This window comes from Thalassospira sp. MIT121401, from assembly GCF_047125595.1.
GTDB classification, from domain to species: Bacteria; Pseudomonadota; Alphaproteobacteria; order Rhodospirillales; family Thalassospiraceae; genus Thalassospira; species Thalassospira povalilytica.
Window position 1 is genome coordinate 1615419 of record NZ_CP138926.1, and the last position, 20483, is coordinate 1635901.

Annotated in this window: 18 protein-coding genes; 4 read left to right on the forward strand and 14 right to left on the reverse strand. The window is 54.7% G+C overall.

From position 1 onward, the window contains the following. Positions 1-13: 13 nt before the first annotated feature. The gene (locus tag SIB88_RS07265; RefSeq protein ID WP_412557737.1) at positions 14-922 is read right to left on the reverse strand and encodes a pseudouridine-5'-phosphate glycosidase; all 909 of its coding nucleotides are present in this window, start codon (positions 920-922) and stop codon (positions 14-16) included. 228 nt (positions 923-1150) lie between these two features. On the opposite strand from SIB88_RS07265, the gene SIB88_RS07270 reads away from it, so the two are divergent. Next, a complete protein-coding gene (locus SIB88_RS07270; protein ID WP_412557738.1) occupies positions 1151-2344 on the forward strand; it encodes an MFS transporter in 1194 nt (397 codons plus the stop codon). Between the two features lie 97 nt (positions 2345-2441). On the opposite strand, the gene ilvC is transcribed toward SIB88_RS07270, so the two are convergent. The 4 genes from ilvC to miaA form a co-directional block, all read right to left on the reverse strand. After that, positions 2442-3461: a ketol-acid reductoisomerase gene (gene ilvC / locus SIB88_RS07275; RefSeq protein ID WP_068519609.1), complete on the reverse strand. Its 1020-nt coding sequence runs from the start codon at positions 3459-3461 to the stop codon at positions 2442-2444. A gap of 117 nt (positions 3462-3578) precedes the next feature. Continuing rightward, on the reverse strand, positions 3579-4088 hold the full coding sequence (ilvN, locus tag SIB88_RS07280; protein ID WP_369813528.1) for an acetolactate synthase small subunit: 510 nt from the start codon (positions 4086-4088) through the stop codon (positions 3579-3581). A gap of 114 nt (positions 4089-4202) precedes the next feature. After that, entirely contained in the window at positions 4203-5966 is a 1764-nt protein-coding gene (locus SIB88_RS07285) for an acetolactate synthase 3 large subunit (protein WP_068519611.1), read from the reverse strand. A gap of 152 nt (positions 5967-6118) precedes the next feature. Beyond that, on the reverse strand, positions 6119-7066 hold the full coding sequence (gene miaA / locus SIB88_RS07290) for a tRNA (adenosine(37)-N6)-dimethylallyltransferase MiaA (protein WP_412557739.1): 948 nt from the start codon (positions 7064-7066) through the stop codon (positions 6119-6121). A gap of 184 nt (positions 7067-7250) precedes the next feature. Here miaA and SIB88_RS07295 point away from each other — a divergent pair, with 184 nt between their 5' ends. Next, positions 7251-8447, forward strand: a complete 1197-nt coding sequence (locus SIB88_RS07295) for a DUF4062 domain-containing protein (RefSeq protein WP_412557740.1) — start codon at positions 7251-7253, stop codon at positions 8445-8447. Between the two features lie 173 nt (positions 8448-8620). Continuing rightward, positions 8621-9511 carry a phosphoserine phosphatase SerB gene (serB, locus tag SIB88_RS07300; RefSeq protein WP_101245781.1) on the forward strand — a complete coding sequence of 297 codons (891 nt, stop codon included), beginning with the start codon at positions 8621-8623 and terminating at the stop codon, positions 9509-9511. Positions 9512-9600: 89 nt separating this feature from the next. Here the strand turns inward: serB and SIB88_RS07305 are convergent, their stop codons facing one another. From SIB88_RS07305 to hflK, 4 genes are all read right to left on the reverse strand, one after another. Beyond that, positions 9601-11094, reverse strand: coding sequence for a DegQ family serine endoprotease (locus SIB88_RS07305; protein ID WP_068519614.1), 1494 nt, complete (start codon positions 11092-11094; stop codon positions 9601-9603). Between the two features lie 199 nt (positions 11095-11293). Then, complete coding sequence (locus SIB88_RS07310) at positions 11294-11485, reverse strand: DUF2065 domain-containing protein (protein WP_068519615.1); 192 nt, start codon at positions 11483-11485, stop codon at positions 11294-11296. A gap of 117 nt (positions 11486-11602) precedes the next feature. Continuing rightward, positions 11603-12475, reverse strand: coding sequence for a protease modulator HflC (hflC, locus tag SIB88_RS07315; protein ID WP_068519616.1), 873 nt, complete (start codon positions 12473-12475; stop codon positions 11603-11605). Beyond that, positions 12475-13602 carry an FtsH protease activity modulator HflK gene (hflK, locus tag SIB88_RS07320; RefSeq protein ID WP_068519617.1) on the reverse strand — a complete coding sequence of 376 codons (1128 nt, stop codon included), beginning with the start codon at positions 13600-13602 and terminating at the stop codon, positions 12475-12477. Before hflK ends, hflC begins: the two co-directional genes overlap by 1 nt. A gap of 402 nt (positions 13603-14004) precedes the next feature. Between hflK and SIB88_RS07325 the strand changes: the two genes are divergently transcribed. After that, positions 14005-15180, forward strand: a complete 1176-nt coding sequence (locus SIB88_RS07325) for an Mrp/NBP35 family ATP-binding protein (protein ID WP_412557741.1) — start codon at positions 14005-14007, stop codon at positions 15178-15180. 77 nt (positions 15181-15257) lie between these two features. On the opposite strand, the gene purL is transcribed toward SIB88_RS07325, so the two are convergent. The 5 genes from purL to SIB88_RS07350 all read right to left on the reverse strand — a co-directional run bounded on the left by purL (position 15258) and on the right by SIB88_RS07350 (position 20364). After that, positions 15258-17471, reverse strand: a complete 2214-nt coding sequence (gene purL / locus SIB88_RS07330) for a phosphoribosylformylglycinamidine synthase subunit PurL (RefSeq protein ID WP_412559404.1) — start codon at positions 17469-17471, stop codon at positions 15258-15260. Continuing rightward, complete coding sequence (gene purQ, locus SIB88_RS07335; RefSeq protein WP_068519620.1) at positions 17465-18154, reverse strand: phosphoribosylformylglycinamidine synthase subunit PurQ; 690 nt, start codon at positions 18152-18154, stop codon at positions 17465-17467. Before purQ ends, purL begins: the two co-directional genes overlap by 7 nt. Positions 18155-18235: 81 nt before the next feature. After that, positions 18236-18475: a phosphoribosylformylglycinamidine synthase subunit PurS gene (gene purS, locus SIB88_RS07340; protein WP_008891731.1), complete on the reverse strand. Its 240-nt coding sequence runs from the start codon at positions 18473-18475 to the stop codon at positions 18236-18238. 122 nt (positions 18476-18597) lie between these two features. Then, the gene (purC, locus tag SIB88_RS07345; protein WP_068519621.1) at positions 18598-19362 is read right to left on the reverse strand and encodes a phosphoribosylaminoimidazolesuccinocarboxamide synthase; all 765 of its coding nucleotides are present in this window, start codon (positions 19360-19362) and stop codon (positions 18598-18600) included. 222 nt (positions 19363-19584) lie between these two features. Continuing rightward, positions 19585-20364: an NRDE family protein gene (locus tag SIB88_RS07350; protein WP_068519622.1), complete on the reverse strand. Its 780-nt coding sequence runs from the start codon at positions 20362-20364 to the stop codon at positions 19585-19587. Positions 20365-20483 lie beyond the last annotated feature (119 nt).

Genomic DNA, 20483 nt, shown 5'->3' on the forward strand with positions numbered 1-20483 from the left:
GCGATCTGTTTGATCAGCCTGCCATGGCAACCGCGATCTTTGCGCCCAGGCGCGCATTGTTGCGCACAAGGGCAATGTTGGCTTCAAGGCTTTTGCCTTCGGTCAGTTGCGTGACACGTGCCAACAGGAACGGGGTGACATCACGTCCGTGAATGCCTTTTTTCTGGGCTTCGGCCAGTGCATCATCAATCGCGCCTTCGATGGCTTCGCGTGCCAATGCCTTGTCGGCTTCTGGCGGATTGCCAATCACAGCACCGCCTTCAAGACCGAATTCCCATTTCGATTTCAGGAATGCCGCCAAATCTTCCGGGCTATCAAGGCGAAGCGGCGCCTTGTGGCCGCTTTCGACCGAATAGAATGCCGGGAATTCATCGGTCCCATAGGCAATAACCGGAACGCCAAGCGTTTCAAGATGCTCAAGCGTCTTGGGGATATCAAGGATCGCCTTGGCTCCAGCACAGACAACCGCAACACTGGTTTTGCCAAGTTCGGTCAGATCGGCCGATACATCGAAATTGCCAGCCAGATCACGATGAACACCACCGATGCCGCCAGTCGCAAAGACACGAATACCGGCCTTTTCTGCCAGGATCATGGTTGCTGAAACCGTGGTCGCACCATCGCGTTTCTTGGCAATGCAATATGGAATATCGCGACGCGACAGCTTCAGAATATCGGAGCCCTTGGCAAAATATTCGAGTTCTTCGGGCGACAGGCCGATCTTGCAGCGACCGCCAATCACGGCGATGGTGGCAGGGATCGCACCGTTATCACGCACATCCTGTTCCACAGCCTGTGCTGTTTCAAGGTTCTGCGGATAAGGCATCCCGTGCGAGATAATGGTGGATTCAAGGGCCACAACCGGCTTGCCGCTTGCCAGGGCTTCTGCGACTTCGGGGGCGATATCGATATAGTCAGACATTCAATCTGCTCGTCTTGAAGTTAAAGTTTTAAAGGCCAGAATTAAACAGGTGGGCCTGATAAATCCAGCCCAAACCACGTCATCTGATCATGCATTGGGAATGGCTGCCTTGCGCGGGCAGGTATATCGTTGCCCCTGTTGCAACGGACTTGTGCCAGCGATCCGATTGTAAGCAACTGATTTGATGGATATCCTGAAACAATACCACGTTTTGAAAGCCCATCTGAAATGCATGCCAAGCCCACCCTGACGCGCGGACTTCTGACCTTTATGGCAGTCGGAAGTGGCCTGTCTGTCGCCAGCCTTTATTACGTGCAGCCGCTTCTTGAATTGCTGGCCCGCGAATACGGGTTAAGTGAAACCAGCGCCGGACTTCTGGTGACGGTTGCGCAGCTTGGCTATCTGACCGGCTTGATTGCGGTTGTCCCGCTGGGTGATCATCACGAACGGCGTAAACTTTTGACGGTGACGTCGGCTCTTACGGCACTCGGATTGCTCGCCATGGGGTTGGCGCCATCGTTTCTGATGCTGGTGGCATTCAGCATTTCGGTCGGCATTACCTGTGTGACGGCACAAATTCTGGTGCCGCTTGCCGCCCACCTTGCGGCCGATGACAAGCGTGGATCGGCGGTGGGTGCGGTGATGAGTGGCCTGTTGCTGGGGATCTTGCTGGCGCGCACTTTTTCCGGCGTGATGGCCGAGCTCGCCGGATGGCGATCGGTCTTTATTGTCGCGTCTGTCCTGATGGCGTTCTATGCAGTTGCGTGCTATCGCATCATTCCCAATATCCCGCCAACCTCGCATACCAGCTATCGCGCACTTTATCTGTCGATCCTGCATCTGTTCAGGGATGAGCCGGTTCTGCGGCGGCGCAGCCTGATTGGCGGGTTGCAATATGCGGTCTTCGCGATTTTCTGGACATCAATGGCCTTCATGCTGGTGCGCCAGTATGACATGTCCGAAGCCGTCATCGGGCTTTATGGCCTGATCGGGGCGATCGGTATTCTGGCTGCGCGCATTGCTGGTCGTCTGGCTGACATGGGTTGGGCACGGCTTAGCACCGGCGGGTTCCTTTTGACCACCATATCAAGCTGGGTGTTGCTCTATTGGGGGCAATGGTCGCTGGTGGCCTTTGCCATCGGGGTGGTGTTGCTCGATCTTGGTATTCAGGGCACGCATATCTCGAACCAGAGCGAGGTTTATCGTCTGAGTGCCGAAGCCCGCAGCCGCCTGACGACAGGCTATATGGCCAGCTACTTCTTTGGCGGTGCCTGTGGTTCGGCAAGCTCGGCTGTTGCTTATGGCATGGGGGGATGGCCCGCTGTGGTGGCCCTTGGATCAGCTGTCTCGATCCTGTGTGCGGTGATCTGGGCTGTGACCGAATTGCGCCTTCCGTTGCGACAGATGAAACACGGTGCCTGAACCCGGACAGGGCCTTGACAGGAAACGGCACGGCACACAAAGCAAAACGGCCGCCCCATCGGGACGGCCGTTCGCGCGAGAACGAACTGAGCGATGCTTAGTTCTTTTCTTTGTCGACGAGCTGGTTTGCAGCAATCCACGGCATCATCGCGCGCAGTTTGGTACCAACTTCTTCGATTTCATGTTCGGCGTTCAGACGGCGGGTTGCCTTGAACATCGGCTGGCCGCAATGCATTTCCTGAACGAAGTCACGAACGAATTTGCCTTCCTGAATGTCAGCAAGAACTTCTTTCATGCGTTCTTTGACCGATGCGTCGATCACGCGCGGGCCGGTGACATAGTCGCCGTATTCTGCGGTGTTCGAGATCGAGTAACGCATGTTGGCCATGCCGCCTTCATACATCAGGTCAACGATCAGCTTAACTTCGTGCAGGCACTCGAAATATGCCATTTCCGGTGCATAACCTGCTTCGGTCAGGGTCTCGAAGCCGTATTTGATCAGCTGGGTCAGGCCGCCACACAGAACTGCCTGCTCGCCGAACAGGTCGGTTTCGCATTCTTCACGGAAGGTGGTTTCGATAACGCCGGAACGACCGCCACCGATTGCCGATGCATAGGACAGTGCAACTTCAAGCGCGTTGCCCGAAGCGTTCTGTTCGATCGCAACCAGGCACGGAACACCGCCGCCACGCTTGTATTCGGAACGAACGGTGTGACCCGGACCTTTCGGCGCGATCATCATGACGTCAAGGTCAGCGCGCGGCTCGATCAGGCCGAAGTGAACGTTCAGACCGTGTGCGAACAGAAGTGCGGCACCCTGTTTCAGGTTGTCACGCAGTTCGTTTGCATAGATCGCTGCCTGGTGTTCGTCCGGGGTCAGGATCATGACGACGTCTGCCCATGCGGCTGCTTCGGCCGGGGTCATGGTTTTCAGACCGGCAGCTTCGGCTTTCTTGCGCGAGCTCGAGCCTTCACGAAGGCCAACAACAACTTCTTTAACGCCGGAGTCATGCAGGTTCAGTGCATGGGCATGGCCCTGCGAACCGTAACCGATGATGGCAACTTTTTTGGTCTTGATCAGATTAACATCTGCATCGCGGTCGTAATAAACACGCATCTTTCGATACCTCTGGACGTTGGACCACGCTTATGTCTGTGCGTGGTGGATGGTAATAATGATTTCGGGAACATATCCCGATGCCTTGCCCGATGCGGATCACCAGGCAGGGCAAACTCACATCGTTAGTGTGCCGCGCGAAATCGCAGCCACACCGGTACGCGAAATTTCCGAAAGCCCCAGTGGCGCCATCAATTTGATGAAGGCATCAATCTTTTCGGGGCTGCCGATGATTTCATAAACGAAGGAATTATTGGTCGCATCGACTGCGCGGGCCTTGAAGATGTCGGCAATACGCAGGGATTCAACACGCTGTTCACCCGTGGCGATCACTTTGACCAGTGCCAGTTCACGTTCGACACTCGGCCCGGCAAGAGTCAGGTCACTGACCTTGTGAACCGGGACAAGACGCGAAAGCTGTGCCTTGATCTGTTCGATTACCATGGGCGTGCCCGAGGTAACCACAGTGATGCGCGACTGGTGGGCATCGGCGTCGACTTCGGCAACGGTCAGGCTTTCAATGTTATAGCCACGACCGGAAAACAGGCCGATCACACGGGCCAGAACGCCAGATTCGTTGTCCACCAGAACGGATATGGTGTGTTTCGAGATTTCGGTTTCTTTCACGGTTTCGCTCCGTAGGTACTCGGCCAGGAGGCACATTGAGGCATCTTTGTGCCGCCCGCGCCGGCCTTTTAATTATGGTTTGATGAGTTCGTCTCGCACATTGGTTGGTGCGGATCAGACCAGAACCATCCCTTCGTCGGAATCAATGGCTTCGTTGCCGTCGGTTTCCTGCCCAAGCAGCATTTCATTATGCGGCTTGCCCGATGGAATCATCGGATAGCAGTTTTCCTTGTCATCCACGGCAACATCCAGAATCACCGGACCATCAATCTCGAGCATCTTCTTGATGGCGTCATCAAGATCAGCCGGATTGTTACAGGTCAAACCGGTAAAGCCGAATGCCTCGGACAGTTTGACGAAGTCAGGCAGGGTCTCGCTATAGCTTTCGGAATAGCGCGAACCGTGCAGAAGCTGCTGCCACTGACGAACCATGCCCATGTAACGGTTATTCAGGATCACGGTTTTGATCGGCAGACGATACTGCGTCATCGTCGCGCATTCCTGAATGTTCATCATGATGGACGCGTCACCGGTAAAGCACACGACCGTCGCATCGGGATGGGCAACCTGAACGCCAAGGGCGGCCGGCATGCCATAGCCCATGGTACCAAGACCACCGGACGTCATCCATTCATAGGGATGTTCGAACCCGAAATGCTGGGCTGCCCACATCTGGTGCTGGCCAACATCGGTGGTGATATAGGTCTTGCGATCACGGGTAAGCGCATGAACACGACGGATAACGTGCTGCGGCTTGATAACGTCTTTGGGCTGCTTATAGGACAGGCAGTGTTTGCCACGCCATCCTTCGATTTCATCCCACCAGCTATCAAGTGCGGTCGCATCGATCTTGTACTGTTTGGCTTTCCAGATCTTGATCATGTCTTCAAGAACATGACCGACATCACCAACAATCCCGATATCGACCGGAACGTTTTTGTTGATCGAGCTCTGATCAATATCGATCTGGATTTTCTGCGAATTCGGGGCAAAGAAATCAAGGTTGCCGGTCACGCGGTCATCGAAACGCGCGCCAATCGCGACCATAACGTCGCAATCATGCATCGACATGTTCGATTCATAGGTGCCGTGCATCCCGACCATGCCAAGATACTGCTTGTCCGATGCCGGATAGGCGCCAAGCCCCATCAGGGTCAGCGTGATCGGCGCACCGGTCATGCGGGTGAATTCGGTCAGAAGCTTGCAAGCCTGGGTGCCGGAATTGATCACACCGCCGCCGCAATACAGGATCGGCTTTTTCGCCGATGCCAGCATCTCAAGCGCTTCTTCGATCTGGCTGCGTTCGCCTTTGACGACCGGGTTATAGGTGCGATGCTGAACCTGGGCCGGCTCCATATAGGGGGCCTTGCCAACAAGGATGTCCTTGGGAAGGTCGATCACAACCGGACCCGGGCGGCCGCTGGAAGCAACGTGGAAGGCTTCGTGCATGGTGCGCGCCAGACGATCCGGATTTTTCACCAGATAGTTATGCTTGGTGCACGGGCGGGTAATGCCGGTGGTGTCGGCTTCCTGGAAGGCATCATTCCCGATCAGATGGGTCGGGACCTGGCCGGTCAGGCAGACAACTGGAATAGAATCCATCAACGCGTCGGTAAGGCCCGTAACAGCATTTGTCGCACCCGGTCCCGAGGTCACCAGCACAACGCCGACCTTGCCGGTCGAACGGGCGTAACCCTCAGCAGCGTGGACAGCAGCCTGTTCATGGCGCACTAGAACGTGACGAATCCGGTTTTGTTTAAATATCTCGTCATATAGCGGTAGGACAGCGCCGCCAGGATAGCCGAACACGACTTCCACACCCTGATCAGCAAGGGCCTGCAACACTACTTCCGAACCGCTTAAAATACGTTCTGCCATGATTTTCGAGCCTCTTTACTTAACGACAACAACGTGTCGCGTGATAACCGCGTGATTGAAACATGATCCAATTATCCTCAAATTGGAGTTGAAAAATCCGCCGAAACGGCGGTTTTCCGCCATTTCGGCGGGGGAAGCGCCAACCTATCGCCTCACTTTGGCGTGGTCAACAGAAATTGGTTAATATCATGACGCATTTTTGCTGCCAAACTTTCCGAATATTGCGCGTCGATGATTTCCTTGTCGCTCATCTGGTGGCGAAACCACGTCAATTGGCGCTTTGCGTAACGCCGGGTTTCGCGTTGTGATTTTTCCCGGGCGGTGGGCAAATCGATCTCGCCGGCAAGGTATGCGCCAAGCTCGCGCACGCCCACGGCCTTCATGACCGGCGCCGTGTCAGGAAGCCCAAGCGCAATCAAATCGCGGACTTCATCGATTGCGCCCTGTTCAAGCATAAGGTCAAAACGGCGATTGCAGCGGTCATAAAGAATATCGCGCGGCGGCATGTAACAAAGTTTTTTGAACTTCATATTGGCGGGCGGGGGAACCATTGGTTCCTTGTGCCAGGAAGCCAACCCGCGGCCGGTATGGGCAAAAACTTCGGCAGCGCGAATCATCCGTTGCGTATTGGTGCCATCGAGTGTTGCCGCGGTCTCCGGATCGTTCTTTTTAAGCTTTTCAAAGAAGGCGGCATGGCCAATATCCTCGAGTTCGGCGGTGACTCTGTTGCGAATCCGGCTCGGAACATCGGGAATGGGGGCGATTCCTTCGGTCAGGGCATTCAGATACATGCCTGTTCCGCCCGTTATGATCGGCAATTTTCCCTGCGCGTGGCAGTCATTGATTTCGGCCATCGCCATGTCGCGCCACTTGCCGGCCGAACAGGCTTCGCGTCCCGACAGCACACCATAAAGCCGGTGTGGCGCACGCGACGTTTCACTTTCATCGGGGCGGGCACTCAGGACACGAAGCTCGGAATAGACCTGCATGCTGTCGGCATTGATCACCACCCCGTCAAACGCTTCGGCCATATCAAGCGCAAGTGCGGATTTGCCGCTGGCAGTCGGGCCTGCGACAATTAGGACCGCCAGATCGTTCATTTAACCTGCTTTCGTTACGGTTACTAAGTAAGCATCAGTTGCGACTTCTTTTAAAAGTATTAGTCGTTTACTTGCCAAGATTACATTTTTGAAGTGCGTAGTTAGGTATTTTGTATCAAACTAGGAATTCGGCACTTAAAGGTTGTGTTGACAAAATAAGGCAAACTGATTGGGGAGGGAGCGTATGGCCGGTCTGCGAGTGTTTGTATCATCGACTTGTTATGATTTAACCGCAATTAGGTCACAGTTGCGAATGTTTATTCAGGGGTTGGGGCATGAGCCACTCATGAGTGATTATAGTGACATATTGTACGATCCAAGGGTGCATACACACACAAGCTGCGTCGATGAAGTGGCAAATGCTGACGTTGTAGTGCTGATAGTTGGATCTAGGTATGGGGGCAAGAGTGTTCCGGAGGCACTTACGCGACTTGATTTTGACTTGATATCGAAAGAAAGCAAAAGCAAAGAATACTTGGATAAGCGTGAAAATCTATCTGTCACTCAATTGGAAATTTTGAAGGCAGTTGAGGTTGGTGTTCCTGTATTTACTTTCGTTGATAATTCTGTTTGGCACGACCACGCTCTTTACGAGAAAAACAAAGAAAAAAGTATAATTGGTGAAATATCCTTCCCGTCTATAGAAAAACCAGAAACAGCACCCTTTATATTCGAGTTTATAAATTTTCTTCGACATCGGGTTCGAGGAAATAGTGTATTTAATTTTTCGAAAATACAAGACATAGAGGATGCATTGCGTAGACAGTGGTCTTCTCTGTTCCAGAAGCTGGTTCAGGAGCAAAGAGGTAGGCATCAAGAAGTTAAAAGGCTAGATGATTTAACGGAGCAGTTTGAAAACTTAAAAACAGCAATATTAACTTCAATTGGAACGACGAACGAGCGCGAAGTAGCTAGGGGAGTGGTTCGTTTTCGTCGACTTATGGATTTTGTTATTGCTCTTAGACTTAAAGATTCAAGGTTCTTATTGCAAGAAAAGCACTCATGGGAAGAGCTGCTCGACGCGGCAGAGATAGTTAAAGTACTTGATGCAACTGAAGTGGCACCAAGCTCCGCCTTCATAAGACGCGGTATTGGGCCAAAGCCGAGATTGTTTCTCTTAAAATCAGACGAAACATTTTTTGAATTTCGAGGGTCGACTGAATTTTACCACAACCTGGCCTTGGAATGGGATGCATTCATGGAACTACCTGCCGACACTCGTGAAATTATCGTCGATGCGTTGAGTGATATGAGACCCACTATGGGGCCTATTCGCTATGTTAGAGAGCCCTTCCGCTATTTTATGGATCGTTGGTATAGTGAAGAACACTCCATTCGTAGTGAGCCCGACGATTTGAATAGTGATTCAGACGATCAGTAGCTCTGAACAAACTTATTACAATTGACAATGACTGGCTAATTCTAATAGCCAAACCTCAACTTGAGCACATGCTCTAACGACTATAGCCAGTTCCTTCTTGTCATTCAGGTCAGCAATTCGGATAAAGGCGACAAATCTGTTTTATGCCTTTTCCGCCAAGGAGCCCGCAGACCATGAAATTGGTACTGACCCTGATTGCCGCCCCCAATTCAAATGCGCTGACCAAAAACGTGATTGATCAGGCCGCAATCGCCTTGACCGGTGCCGGTGCGCTGGTCGGGGATGTTACCTGGCTGGCGGATGGCGAGGCATGCGATCTGATTTTTGATGGCATTCCCCTTGATGTGGCCGATACGAGCCTTGCGGAGGCGGAGCTTGGCGTGGACGCCGTCACCCAGAAAATCGCCACCCGGCGCAAGAAGCTGCTGATTGCCGATATGGACAGCACCATGGTCACCGGGGAAACCCTTGACGAACTGGCCGAGTTTGCCGGTGTAAAGGAACGTGTTGCCGCGATCACTGCGCGCGCGATGAACGGGGAACTTGATTTCGAAGCCGCCCTTGATGAACGTGTCGGCCTGCTTGAAGGCATGTCGACAGACATGCTGCAAGAAGCATGGAAAACCGTGGAATATACCGGTGGGGCCAAGACCCTTGTTGCAACCATGAAGGCCAACGGGGCGTTTGCGGCACTGGTATCGGGCGGATTTGACTTCTTTACCGGTGCGGTTCGGGCCGAACTTGGTTTTGACTATGATCAGGCCAATGTCCTGATCGAAAGTGATGGCAAACTGACCGGCAAGGTTCAAAAACCGGTTCTGGACCGTCAGGCCAAGGTCGATGCCCTTGAAACTCTTTCAGCCCAGCAGGGCATTACGGTTGATGATGCAATCGCGGTTGGCGATGGCGCCAATGATCTTCAGATGATCTCGCTTGCCGGGACCGGTGTTGCCTTCCACGCCAAACCGTCGGTGCAGGAACAGGCCCGTATTTGCATCAATCATGGTGATCTGACGGCGTTGCTTTATCTGCAAGGTTACAGCAAGGCCGATTTCGTTTCCTGATATCGGACACAATATCGTACACACCCCAAAGAAAAAGGGCGGCCTGCCAAGCAGGTCGCCCTTTTTTCGTATCATCGTGTTCGGGATGCTTATTCAGCAACCGAAAGTGTGAGGCCGAAGTAACGCGGGCCAGCCGATGTTTCGATCAACATCAGGATGGTGCGTTTGTCATCATCGACCGCGGCTTTGACGGCCTTGGTGACGTCTTCGACAGTTGTGACCGAGCTGTGCGATGCCTCGATGATGATATCACCGGGACGAACGCCTTTTTCGGCGGCATAGCTGTCACCCGAAACATCGGTGACAATCACGCCTTCTGTACCTTCGGCAAGGTTGTAACGCTGACGAAGTGCGTCATCGACATTGGCAACCTTGATACCCAGTTCGGCAATGCTGGCTTCGGCGATTGCCGGGGCTTCATCGCCTTCGGACGGGCTTGCGCTTGCGGCAATCACTTCTTCTTCAAGTTCGCCAAGCTCGACCTGGACGGTCTGTTTCTTGCCATCGCGCCAGATCACGACATCGACATCCTTGCCGATTTTGGTTTCGGCAACGATACGCGGCAGGCGACGCATGGACTCGACATCCTTGCCATCAAATTTCAGGATGACGTCACCCTGTTTGATGCCGGCTTTCTTGGCCGGGCTGTCGTCAGAAACGCCGGCAACCATTGCGCCGGTCGCGCTATCAAGGCCAACCGAGTCTGCGATATCATCGGTCACGGTCTGGATGTGAACACCAAGCCAGCCACGACGGGTGCGGCCATATTCCTTAAGCTGATCAACAACACCCTGTGCAATGGCCGACGGAATGGCAAAGCCGATGCCAACCGAACCACCGGACGGGGAATAGATTGCGCTGTTAATACCGATCACGTCACCATCAAGGTTGAACAACGGCCCGCCAGAGTTCCCGCGGTTGATCGATGCATCGGTCTGGATGAAGTCATCATACGGACCCTGGTTGATGTCGCGGTTGCGGGCGGAAATGATGCCGGCCGTTACCGTACCGCCAAGACCGAACGGGTTCCCGATCGCCATTGCCCAGTCACCGATACGCGACGCGTCCGAGTCCCCCCATTTTACAAATGGCAGGTCATCCTTCGGTTCGACTTTCAAAAGGGCGACGTCGGTTTTCGGATCGCGACCGATCAGTTCGGCATCAAGGGTTTCGCCATCATGAAGACGGACGCTGATTTCATCGGCACCATCAATAACGTGATTGTTGGTCACAATGTAACCGTCAGCCGAGATGATAAAGCCCGAACCAAGTGCCGTTGCACGGCGCTTTTGCGGGGCCTGACCACCTTGGCCGCCCTGGCCATTGCGATCCATGAAGTCACGGAAAAGGTCTTCGAACGGCGAACCCGGAGGGAACTGGAAATCCGGTCCCTGGCGTTCAGCGACCATCTGGCTGGTAGATATATTCACGACACTCGGCAGAAGCTTTTCGGCCAAGTCTGCGAAACTCTCAGGAGCGGGGCGGGCATTCGCGATATGCGAAACACTGGTCACGCCAAGGAGAACAATCACCAGTGCAGCGCTAACCTTCGACCGCACCGGGTTGTAAAATGCTTTTAGCATGTGTCTGATCCTGTTCGTTGCCGCGTTCACGGTATTTGTAATTCTGTTTTGCAGCGCGCGATGGGGCGTTTATTTTACCCGTCGCTTAAGTAACCAAATTAACCCCGACTTTGGCAGAATTTGGGCGGCTCTTGGAAAAATCAAGGAATTCTCGGCACAAAGTCGTGACGTTCCTATCATATCTGGCGGTTTTCGGGGCCTAGAGCCAAACACGTACCGCCCAGATTGCGCCAATGGCAACGACCGCTGCAATCAGTCCACCGATGCGCAATTGTGACTCAGGGATTTCCTGAACCAGTTCCAGCACCCTTTTCGCGCCGCCGGGAAACAGCGAATAAAACATGCCCTCCAGCGCGATGGCCAGAAGTATGGCAGTAGCAAGTTCCTTCATGGGCGTGGACGTTCCGGCGGTTTTTAAAGCCTGCCTTACGCAATGCGCCAGCAGGACTTGATTATGAAAACAAAAAGGGCGACCTGATGCCAGTATCAGGTCGCCCTGTTGTTTTGTCTAGCGGCTTGTGCTTGGAGCCGACTGATTAAAGTATTGGAAAAACTCGCTGTCTGGTGAAAGCACCATGGTCGAGCCATTCGAAAGCGCCGTTTTGTAGGCTTCCAGCGAACGGTAGAATTCGAAGAATTTCGCATCCTGACCGTAAGCTTTACCCAAAATAACGTTCCGCTGTGCATCACCTTCACCCCGCAGGACTTCTGCCTGGCGGTTGGCTTCGGCGATGATGCCAATACGTTCACGATCGGCTTCTGCCTGGATTTTCGCCTTGAGCTCTTCACCCTCTGCGCGAAGCTGTGCGGCTTCGGCGATACGCGAAGAACGCATACGGTTATATACCGCCTGCGACGTTTCCTGCGGAAGGTCGGTACGACCGATACGAACATCAATCAGTTCGACACCGAATTCCTTGGCCGGATCAACCAGGGTCGCCTGGATCTTTTCCATGATCTGTGCACGGTTGTCCGACAGCATTGCAACAAGCGGGGCCTGCGCAAGTTCACCACGGATGACCGAGTTCAGACGCTGACCAAACAGCTGCACAAAGTTGGCAGAGTTGGTGGCACGCTGACGGAAGGTCAGGGGATCGATAATTCTCCAGCGGGCAAAGCTGTCAACATTGACACGCTTCTGGTCCGACAGAAGAACCTGCTGTACCGGCGGATCGAGTTCAAGAATACGACGCTCGTAATATTCGACGTTCTGGATCGGCAGTTTGAAATGCAGACCCGGTTCGGAAACCGCATGAACCGGATTACCGAACTGAAGAACAAGTGCCTGCTGGTCCTGACGAACCGTAAAGACACACATCGAACCAACCACAGCGGCAATTACAAGGACGACGCCAGCGGCAATAAGTTTAGGACTTGCCATTAGTTGTTGCCTCCTGCATTCGCACGTTTCTGAACTTCCGGCAGCGGCAGATACGGGACAACGCCGTTTCCATCGCCTTTCTGATCAAGAATGATCTTTTCGGATTTGTTCAGGATGTCCTGCATGGTTTCAAGATACAGGCGACGTGTGGTCACGTCCTGCGCGGTCAGATAGGAATTATAGACCGAGGTAAAGCGTTCCGCTTCACCTTCTGCTTCCTTGGTCACGCGGTCCTTATAGGCGCGCGCCTGAAGAACCTGACGTTCAGCTTCACCCTTTGCACGCGGGATGATGTCGTTGCGATAGGCCAGTGCCTCGTTCTGGGAACGGTCACGGTCCTGACGGGCACGCTGCACGTCGTTGAACGCATCGATAACATCACGCGGCGGATCCACTTTCTGCATCTTCACTTCTGCAATGAAGATACCGGAATCATACCCGTCCATGATTTTCTGAAGCAGTGTACGGGTTTGTTCTTCAACCCGGACACGGCCAACCGTCAGGGCCTCTTCCAGATTGGTTTTCCCGATCACTTCACGCATCGCACTTTCGGATGCCAGCTTGATGGTGTTTTCCGGATCGCGAACATTGAACAGATATGCGCCCGCGTCGCTGATGCGCCACTGAACAACATAATCAATGTCGATGATGTTCTGATCACCGGTCAGCATCAGGCTTTCTTCCGGAACGTCACGCGAACCGTTCGACGCCACCGTGCCTGCACCGCGATAGCCAACCTCGATCTGGTTGGTGCGTTCGACATTCGGCTTGATGACTTCGCCGATCGGGGCGGGCAGGAAGTAGTTCAGACCAGGGCCCGTGGTGCCGACCCATTTGCCAAACAGAAGTGTCACACCCTGTTCGCCCGGCTGCACACGATAGAAGCCGGTCAAAAGCCACAACCCGATGACTGCGATACCGATCAGGACAAAGCCCTTGTAACCGCCACCACCGGGGAACAGCCGTTTCAGGCGTTCCTGGCCTTTACGAATCATTTCATCAAAATCAGGGGGCGTATTTCCGCCGCCGCCACCACCCTGGGGACGCTGTCCCCACGGATTCTGGCCGCCGCCGTTATTGCCGCCGCCACCCCAGGGGCCGCCGCCCCCTTGTGAATTCCAAGGCATCGAGTGTTTTCCTCTTCTTGCCGTTCGGTGTTTATCTTTGTTTACCGAGCTTGGGGACGTTACCCCCAACGCATGCTCCGTCCAACAAGATCCAGTGTGCCATTCTGGCGTGGATCCAGACCACGTGACAGCCGTGATTTGGCCCGATTGACATTTCGCACGATCAAGGCCGGTAAAACCGGGCAAAGTTCGGGCGATCAGTCCGTTACCACCAGTCCGGCAACATGTTGATCATATGCCATTTGGTGGTGCAACCGATTGCAGACCATAGCAAACTCACGAAATCTTGTTGGACGGAGCATGCCCTTAGGCCTTATATGACAGCTTGCCTTGCAAAACAATGTTACGCGCCTGCAAGTTCTGTGTGATCACGGACTTAAGCCAAAATTTGGAGACCGCAATATGACTTCGCTCAACCGTGAACAGATTGTCGCCGCACTCGACAGCGTCATCGACCCGGTCGACGGCAAATCAATCACAGCCAAGGATATGGTGCAAGGTATTGATATCAATAATGAAGTCGTCAATGTAATGATCGCGGTCGATCCAAAGCGCGGCCCGGCACTCGAAGATTTGCGTCAGGCCGCCGAAAAGGCCGTGGCTGCTGTGAACGGGGTCACAACTGCCCGTGTCGCCCTGACGGCAGAACGACCGGCGGCTGCAAGTCAGTCCGCGCCACAACAACCAGCGGCTGCGCGCCCGGCCCAACCCGGACAGCGCCCGCAAGGGGCCGGTCAGAAGCCGCTTGAACTGCCAACCGTGCGCAGCATCGTCACCGTCGCATCGGGCAAGGGCGGGGTTGGCAAATCGACTACTTCGGTCAATCTGGCGCTGTCGCTGGTGGCCAAGGGGCTCAAGGTCGGACTGCTTGATGCCGATATTTATGGACCCAGCCTGCCGCGCATGATGGGGCTTCGCGCTGCCAAGCCGACCCCGTCATCCGAACATCAGGGCAAAATGATCCCGCCATCGGCCTTTGGCATCCGGATCATGTCGATCGGATTCATGGTTGATGAAGAACAGCCGGTAATCTGGCGCGGACCGATGGCAATGGGGGCGCTTGAACAGCTTCTGCGCGATACCGACTGGGGCGATATTGATGTGCTGGTGGTCGACATGCCCCCGGGTACGGGCGACATTCAGCTTTCCATGGCACAGCGTGTTCCGGTGACCGGTGCTGTCATCGTTTCAACCCCGCAGGACATTGCCCTTCTGGACGCCAAAAAGGGCCTGAACATGTTTCGCAAGGTCAATGTGCCGGTCTTCGGCCTGATCGAAAACATGTCCTATTACAAATGCCCGGAATGCGGCCATGTCGATCACGTCTTTGATCACGGCGGCGCACGCAAGGCTGCCGATGAACTGGGTGTGCCGTTCCTGGGTGAAATCCCGCTGGATCTTAAAATCCGTCTGGGGGCCGACGAAGGCAAACCGATTGTCCAGACCGAGGCTGACGGCGAACATGCCAAGGCCTATGGCGCAATCGCCCAAAAGATTGCAACCGCGATCGAAGAACGCGTCGGCCCCGCTGAAGCGCCGAAGAGAAAGGGCCTGTTCCCCAAGATCAGCTTCAAGTAACCAGCTGTTTGAACGCCTGAAATCACAAAACCCCGCCAGATTGCTCTGACGGGGTTTTGTTTTGAAATCGGGTTTGCTTACTGAACGGCTTCTGCCATGAAGGACGGCATCCAGCCTTCGTTCAGTTCGCGCAGTTCGGCCAGCGTTACTTTGTCGCCACCATCGATGGTGACAGAATCGCCGCCTGCCTGACCAATGATCACTGCTGCAACGTTCGAGCTGCTTGCCGCATTCAGGACTTTGTCCGGGTCGCGGGTTGCGATCACGTAACGGCCCTGGTCTTCACCAAACAGCCACGCGATTTCGCTGCCAACTTCCGGAAGGTGCAGTTCAGCACCGATATTGCCCGCAAGGCACATCTCGGCAACCGTGACCAACAGGCCGCCATCGGCGATATCGTGGCAGGTTCGCACCAGACCAAGTTCGATCAGTTCGCGGACCAGCGTACCGGCACGCTTTTCAGCATTCAGATCAACCGGCGGCGGTGCACCTTCTTCGCGACCTTCGATGGTTTTGAGATACAGCGACTGGCCAAGTTCACCGGTTGCAGCACCGATCATGATCAATGCGCTGTCATCGCGTTTGATGCCAATCGTTGCATGGTGACCAAGATCGGAAATCACCCCAACGCCACCAATTGCCGGGGTCGGCATGATGCCAACGCCGTTGGTTTCGTTGTAAAGCGACACGTTGCCTGAAACGACCGGGAATTCCAGCGCGATGCAGGCTTCGCCAATACCCTGGCATGCGCCAACGAACTGACCCATGATGCGCGGGCGTTCCGGGTTGCCGAAATTCATATTGTCCGTGATGGCAAGCGGCTTGGCACCGGTTGCAACCAGGTTGCGATATGCTTCGGCAACGGCCTGTTTGCCGCCTTCGACCGGATCGGCCATGACATAGCGCGGGGTGCAGTCGGTGGTGGCTGCAATGCCCTTGTTGGTGCCGTCAACACGCACCACACCGGCATCGCCACCCGGGCGAACAATGGTGTTGCCCATGACCAGATGGTCATACTGTTCCCAGATCCAGCGACGCGATGCCAGATCGGGCGATGCGATCAGGGTCTTGAGCGCTTCGATATGGCTGACTTTTGCGGAAATGCTGTCGGGGTCAATGCGATCCTGTTTCGGGGTCGGTTCCCACGGACGATCATATTCCGGCGATGCTTCGGCCAGCGGATCAATCGGAAGATCACCGGCAACGTCACCATGCCATTTCAGAACCATGCGTTTGGTATCGGTCAGAACACCGATGACGGCAAAGTCGAGTTCCCATTTGTCAAAGATTGCCTTGGCGGCTTCTTCGCAACCGGGTTTGAGAACCATCAACATGCGTTCCTGCGACTCTGACAGCATCAGCTCATAGGGCGTCATGCCTTCTTCGCGCATCGGAACCTTATCAAGCCACAGTTCGACACCAACGCCACCCTTGGACGCCATTTCGAACGAGGACGAGGTCAGACCGGCCGCACCCATATCCTGAATGGCGACGATCATGTCGGTTGCCATCAGTTCAAGGCAGGCTTCAAGCAGAAGCTTCTCGGTGAACGGATCGCCGACCTGAACGGTAGGACGCTTTTCTTCGCTGTCATCATCGAACTCGGCCGATGCCATGGTTGCGCCATGGATGCCGTCACGACCGGTTTTCGAGCCGACATAGACAACCGGGTTGCCGATACCGGCCGCCGCCGAATAGAAAATATTGTCCGCATCGGCCAGACCCACGGTCATCGCATTGACCAGGATGTTGCCATTGTATGATGCGTGGAAGTTGGTTTCGCCACCAATGGTCGGAACGCCCATGCAGTTGCCATACCCGCCGATACCTTCGACAACGCCGCTCAGAAGATGGCGGGTTTTGGGATGGTCGGCCTCGCCGAAGCGAAGGGCATTAAGGTTTGCAATCGGACGTGCGCCCATGGTGAACACGTCACGCATGATGCCGCCAACGCCGGTTGCAGCACCCTGATAGGGTTCGATAAAGGACGGGTGGTTGTGGCTTTCCATCTTGAAGACAGCTGCCTGACCATCACCGATGTCAATCACACCGGCGTTTTCACCCGGACCCTGAATGACCCAGTCAGCCTTGGTCGGAAGGGTTTTAAGCCATTTTTTCGACGACTTGTAGGAGCAATGCTCCGACCACATGACCGAGAAAATGCCAAGTTCGTTGATGTTGGGTTCGCGACCCATGATTTCGAGAACGAGTTTGTATTCTTCCTCGTTCAGGCCGTGTTCCTTGACCAGTTCCGGCGTGATCGGGGTGTTGAAATCAAGTGCACTCACGATGCTGCCTCCACCAAGCTTTTGAACAGATTGCGGCCATCAGTGCCACCATGGAGCGGATCAATCGCATTTTCCGGATGCGGCATCATGCCAAGAACGTTGCCGGCCTCGTTAATGATACCGGCAATGTTGCGCTGGGACCCATTAAGGTTGGTTTTGGGATCGACAACACCATCCGCATCGCAATAGCGCAGGATCACGCGACCTTCGCCTTCAAGGCGGTCAAGCGTTTCGCTATCGGCAAAGAAATTGCCGTCATGATGGGCAACCGGATAGTCGACAACCTCGCCAGCCTTGTACTGGTTGGTAAAGCGGGTGTCAGCGTTTTCGATTTTCAGATGCGTGTTCTTGCAGATGAATTTCAGGCTGGCATTGCGCATCAGCGCACCGGGCAGCAGGCCTGCTTCTGTCAGGATCTGGAAACCGTTACAAACACCAAGAATGGTCACACCGGCTTTGGCGCGATCAGCAACAGCGCGCATGATCGGGGATTTGGCAGCCATGGCGCCGCAACGCAGATAGTCGCCATAGGAAAAACCACCCGGAACCATGATGATGTCGGTCTTTGGCAGTTCGGTTTCGCCATGCCAGACTACGATCGGTTTGGTGCCGGTGGCCTGCTCAAGTGCTGCAATGGCGTCATTCTCCCGGTTGATACCGGGGAAGAGGATGACAGCGGATTTCATGAAATACCGTCTCTCGATTAATGTCCGTTACGTGATCGCGAAAGACAAAGGCCCCGCATCGGCAAAGCCCCGTCCAGGCGGTTAGGCCAGCTCGATGCTGTAGTCTTCGATCACGGTATTGGCGAGAAGCTTCTCGCACATTTCCTTGACCTCGGCTTCGGCCTTGGCGGCATCGGTGCCATCCAGTTCGAGTTCGATGAATTTGCCCTGGCGGACGTCATTGACGCCATCAAAACCCAGACCCTGAAGGGCGTGGTGAACGGCTTTGCCCTGCGGGTCAAGAACACCGTTCTTCAGGGTGACATGAACACGTGCTTTCACGAGAAGCTCCTTTAAGTTCGCAGGCGCGGGGCTCGCGCGACTTTGTTTGCAAACAGAACGCTGTCCGGCATTCGCCGCCGGTCAGCCATAAGAAAAGGCCGCGCGAGCGCGGCCTTGGGGTGTTATTTGGTCGCGTCTTTGTTCAGCGACTCTATTTCGGCGGACTCAGGGAGCACACCAAGACGGCGCGCGACTTCCTGATAGGCCTCTTCGACGCCGCCGAGATCGCGACGGAAGCGGTCCTTGTCCATCTTTTCGTTGGTGATGGCGTCCCACAGGCGGCAGTTGTCGGGGCTGAATTCATCAGCCAGCACCAGCTGCGCAAAATCGCCTTCCCAAACACGACCGAATTCAAGTTTGAAATCGACCAGTTTCAGACCGATGCCGCGCATCAAGCCACAAAGGTAATCATTCACACGCAGGGTCATGCCAACGATTTCCTCAAGCTCTTCGGGGCTTGCCCAGCCCAGAGCAAGGATATGCTCGTCAGAAACCAGCGGATCACCAAGCGCGTCGTCCTTGTAATAGAACTCGACGATCGGGCGGGGCAGACGTTCGCCTTCTTCAAGGCCAAGACGCTTTGCCATGGAACCGGCAACGATGTTGCGGACCACCACTTCGATCGGAACAATTTCGCATTTCTTGCAAAGCTGTTCGCGCATGTTCAGACGGCGAATGAAATGGGTCGGAATGCCGATTTCCGCCAGACGGGTCATGACGAATTCGGTGATCATGTTGTTCAGGACGCCCTTGCCGGCAATCGTGCCGCGCTTCTGAGCGTTAAACGCAGTGGCGTCATCCTTGAAATACTGAATGATCGTACCGGGCTCAGTACCTTCGTAAAGAACCTTGGCTTTACCCTCGTAGATGGGCTGCTTTCTGGACATTGGCGGGATCTTTCACATCTAGGCCCGCACGGCAACTGCGCAGGCACCCTGAAATTCGCGCCCCCCGTATAGCAGTGCTGGGCGAGAAACTCAATTGTCGCTTAAGCTCTATTTACGCAAACTTGATAATCAAAATTTGCAACCGTCCGGGCATCCATCCCGGGACGGTCTGTTTTGCACTGCAAACATCTGGCAAAGTTGCGTTTTATGCCTGATCGGGGCCTAAAGGTTTACCGGATGGAACGGTGTGGTGTCAGGCTGACCGTCGGCAAATAACCAGACAGGACGACGTGGTAGCTCGTGTTCGCTTGTGGGAATCGCCGGCAAACCGATCAGGGACGAACAAACTGTTTCAAATCCCATATTGCTGCGCACCAGCATGGCATCGGACCGGATATCATGGTGATCGGGATCGGGGGCCTCGATGCCGGTATCGGCCAGCAAGGCCTGCCAGGCAAACCAGTCATCTGCTTCCGGGTTCGGTGCCGGGGCGGCACGAAACCGTGGCAGATTGCGGCGTGTACGCGCACTGTTTGCGGTATCGTTCAGATCATGGGCCGTCAAAATAGACAATCCTTCGGGGATGTCGGTAATCTCGATTTTTCCTGTCCCGCGATTGGCCAGCCAATAGGCATCCCGGTTATCGGCAATAACCATGTTGAACGGGCGATAGGCATCGCCATCAAGGGCCGCCAGCGCCTGTGCCGCATCAATGGCATCGGCATGATCAAGGGCCTCAAGCGGCAATTCCCCGCGGGATCGTTTGTCCTCGGCCGGGCCAAGGGTGCCAAACCGGTTCAGAACGGCCGCGACAACGCCATCTTCGTTGACACCAAGCCAGGTGCCTCCGGCCGTTTCATCCAGCCCGGCCACAACATCGGGACGATCATCCCAGTGACGTGCCGGGGATTTCCACGGGCGATTGTTCATTTCGTCGCGATTGGCGCCGATGATCACCGGCCAGTCATGGTCGGGGCGGCGTAAAATAATGACTGTGCACATGAGCCAGATCAAAGCGCGATGAAAGATGATTTGTCAAATTCAAAAGTGTCGAACAAAGGGGTGAAAAATACCCCGCTTATTCTCAAATATTAATTCAGAGGACGGGCGCAACACACCCA

Excerpts from the sequence above, each read along its gene's own strand:
- SIB88_RS07270 (WP_412557738.1), top strand. The coding sequence starts at position 1,151 with ATGCATGCCAAGCCCACCCTGACGCGCGGACTTCTGACCTTTATGGCA.
- serB (WP_101245781.1), top strand. The coding sequence starts at position 8,621 with ATGAAATTGGTACTGACCCTGATTGCCGCCCCCAATTCAAATGCGCTG.
- ilvC (WP_068519609.1), bottom strand. The coding sequence starts at position 3,461 with ATGCGTGTTTATTACGACCGCGATGCAGATGTTAATCTGATCAAGACC.
- hflC (WP_068519616.1), bottom strand. The coding sequence starts at position 12,475 with ATGGCAAGTCCTAAACTTATTGCCGCTGGCGTCGTCCTTGTAATTGCC.
- miaA (WP_412557739.1), bottom strand. The coding sequence starts at position 7,066 with ATGAACGATCTGGCGGTCCTAATTGTCGCAGGCCCGACTGCCAGCGGC.
- SIB88_RS07285 (WP_068519611.1), bottom strand. The coding sequence starts at position 5,966 with ATGGCAGAACGTATTTTAAGCGGTTCGGAAGTAGTGTTGCAGGCCCTT.
- SIB88_RS07310 (WP_068519615.1), bottom strand. The coding sequence starts at position 11,485 with ATGAAGGAACTTGCTACTGCCATACTTCTGGCCATCGCGCTGGAGGGC.
- SIB88_RS07265 (WP_412557737.1), bottom strand. The coding sequence starts at position 922 with ATGTCTGACTATATCGATATCGCCCCCGAAGTCGCAGAAGCCCTGGCA.
- hflK (WP_068519617.1), bottom strand. The coding sequence starts at position 13,602 with ATGCCTTGGAATTCACAAGGGGGCGGCGGCCCCTGGGGTGGCGGCGGC.
- SIB88_RS07305 (WP_068519614.1), bottom strand. The coding sequence starts at position 11,094 with ATGCTAAAAGCATTTTACAACCCGGTGCGGTCGAAGGTTAGCGCTGCA.
- purC (WP_068519621.1), bottom strand. The coding sequence starts at position 19,362 with ATGTCCAGAAAGCAGCCCATCTACGAGGGTAAAGCCAAGGTTCTTTAC.
- purQ (WP_068519620.1), bottom strand. The coding sequence starts at position 18,154 with ATGAAATCCGCTGTCATCCTCTTCCCCGGTATCAACCGGGAGAATGAC.
- SIB88_RS07325 (WP_412557741.1), top strand. The coding sequence starts at position 14,005 with ATGACTTCGCTCAACCGTGAACAGATTGTCGCCGCACTCGACAGCGTC.
- SIB88_RS07295 (WP_412557740.1), top strand. The coding sequence starts at position 7,251 with ATGGCCGGTCTGCGAGTGTTTGTATCATCGACTTGTTATGATTTAACC.
- SIB88_RS07350 (WP_068519622.1), bottom strand. The coding sequence starts at position 20,364 with ATGTGCACAGTCATTATTTTACGCCGCCCCGACCATGACTGGCCGGTG.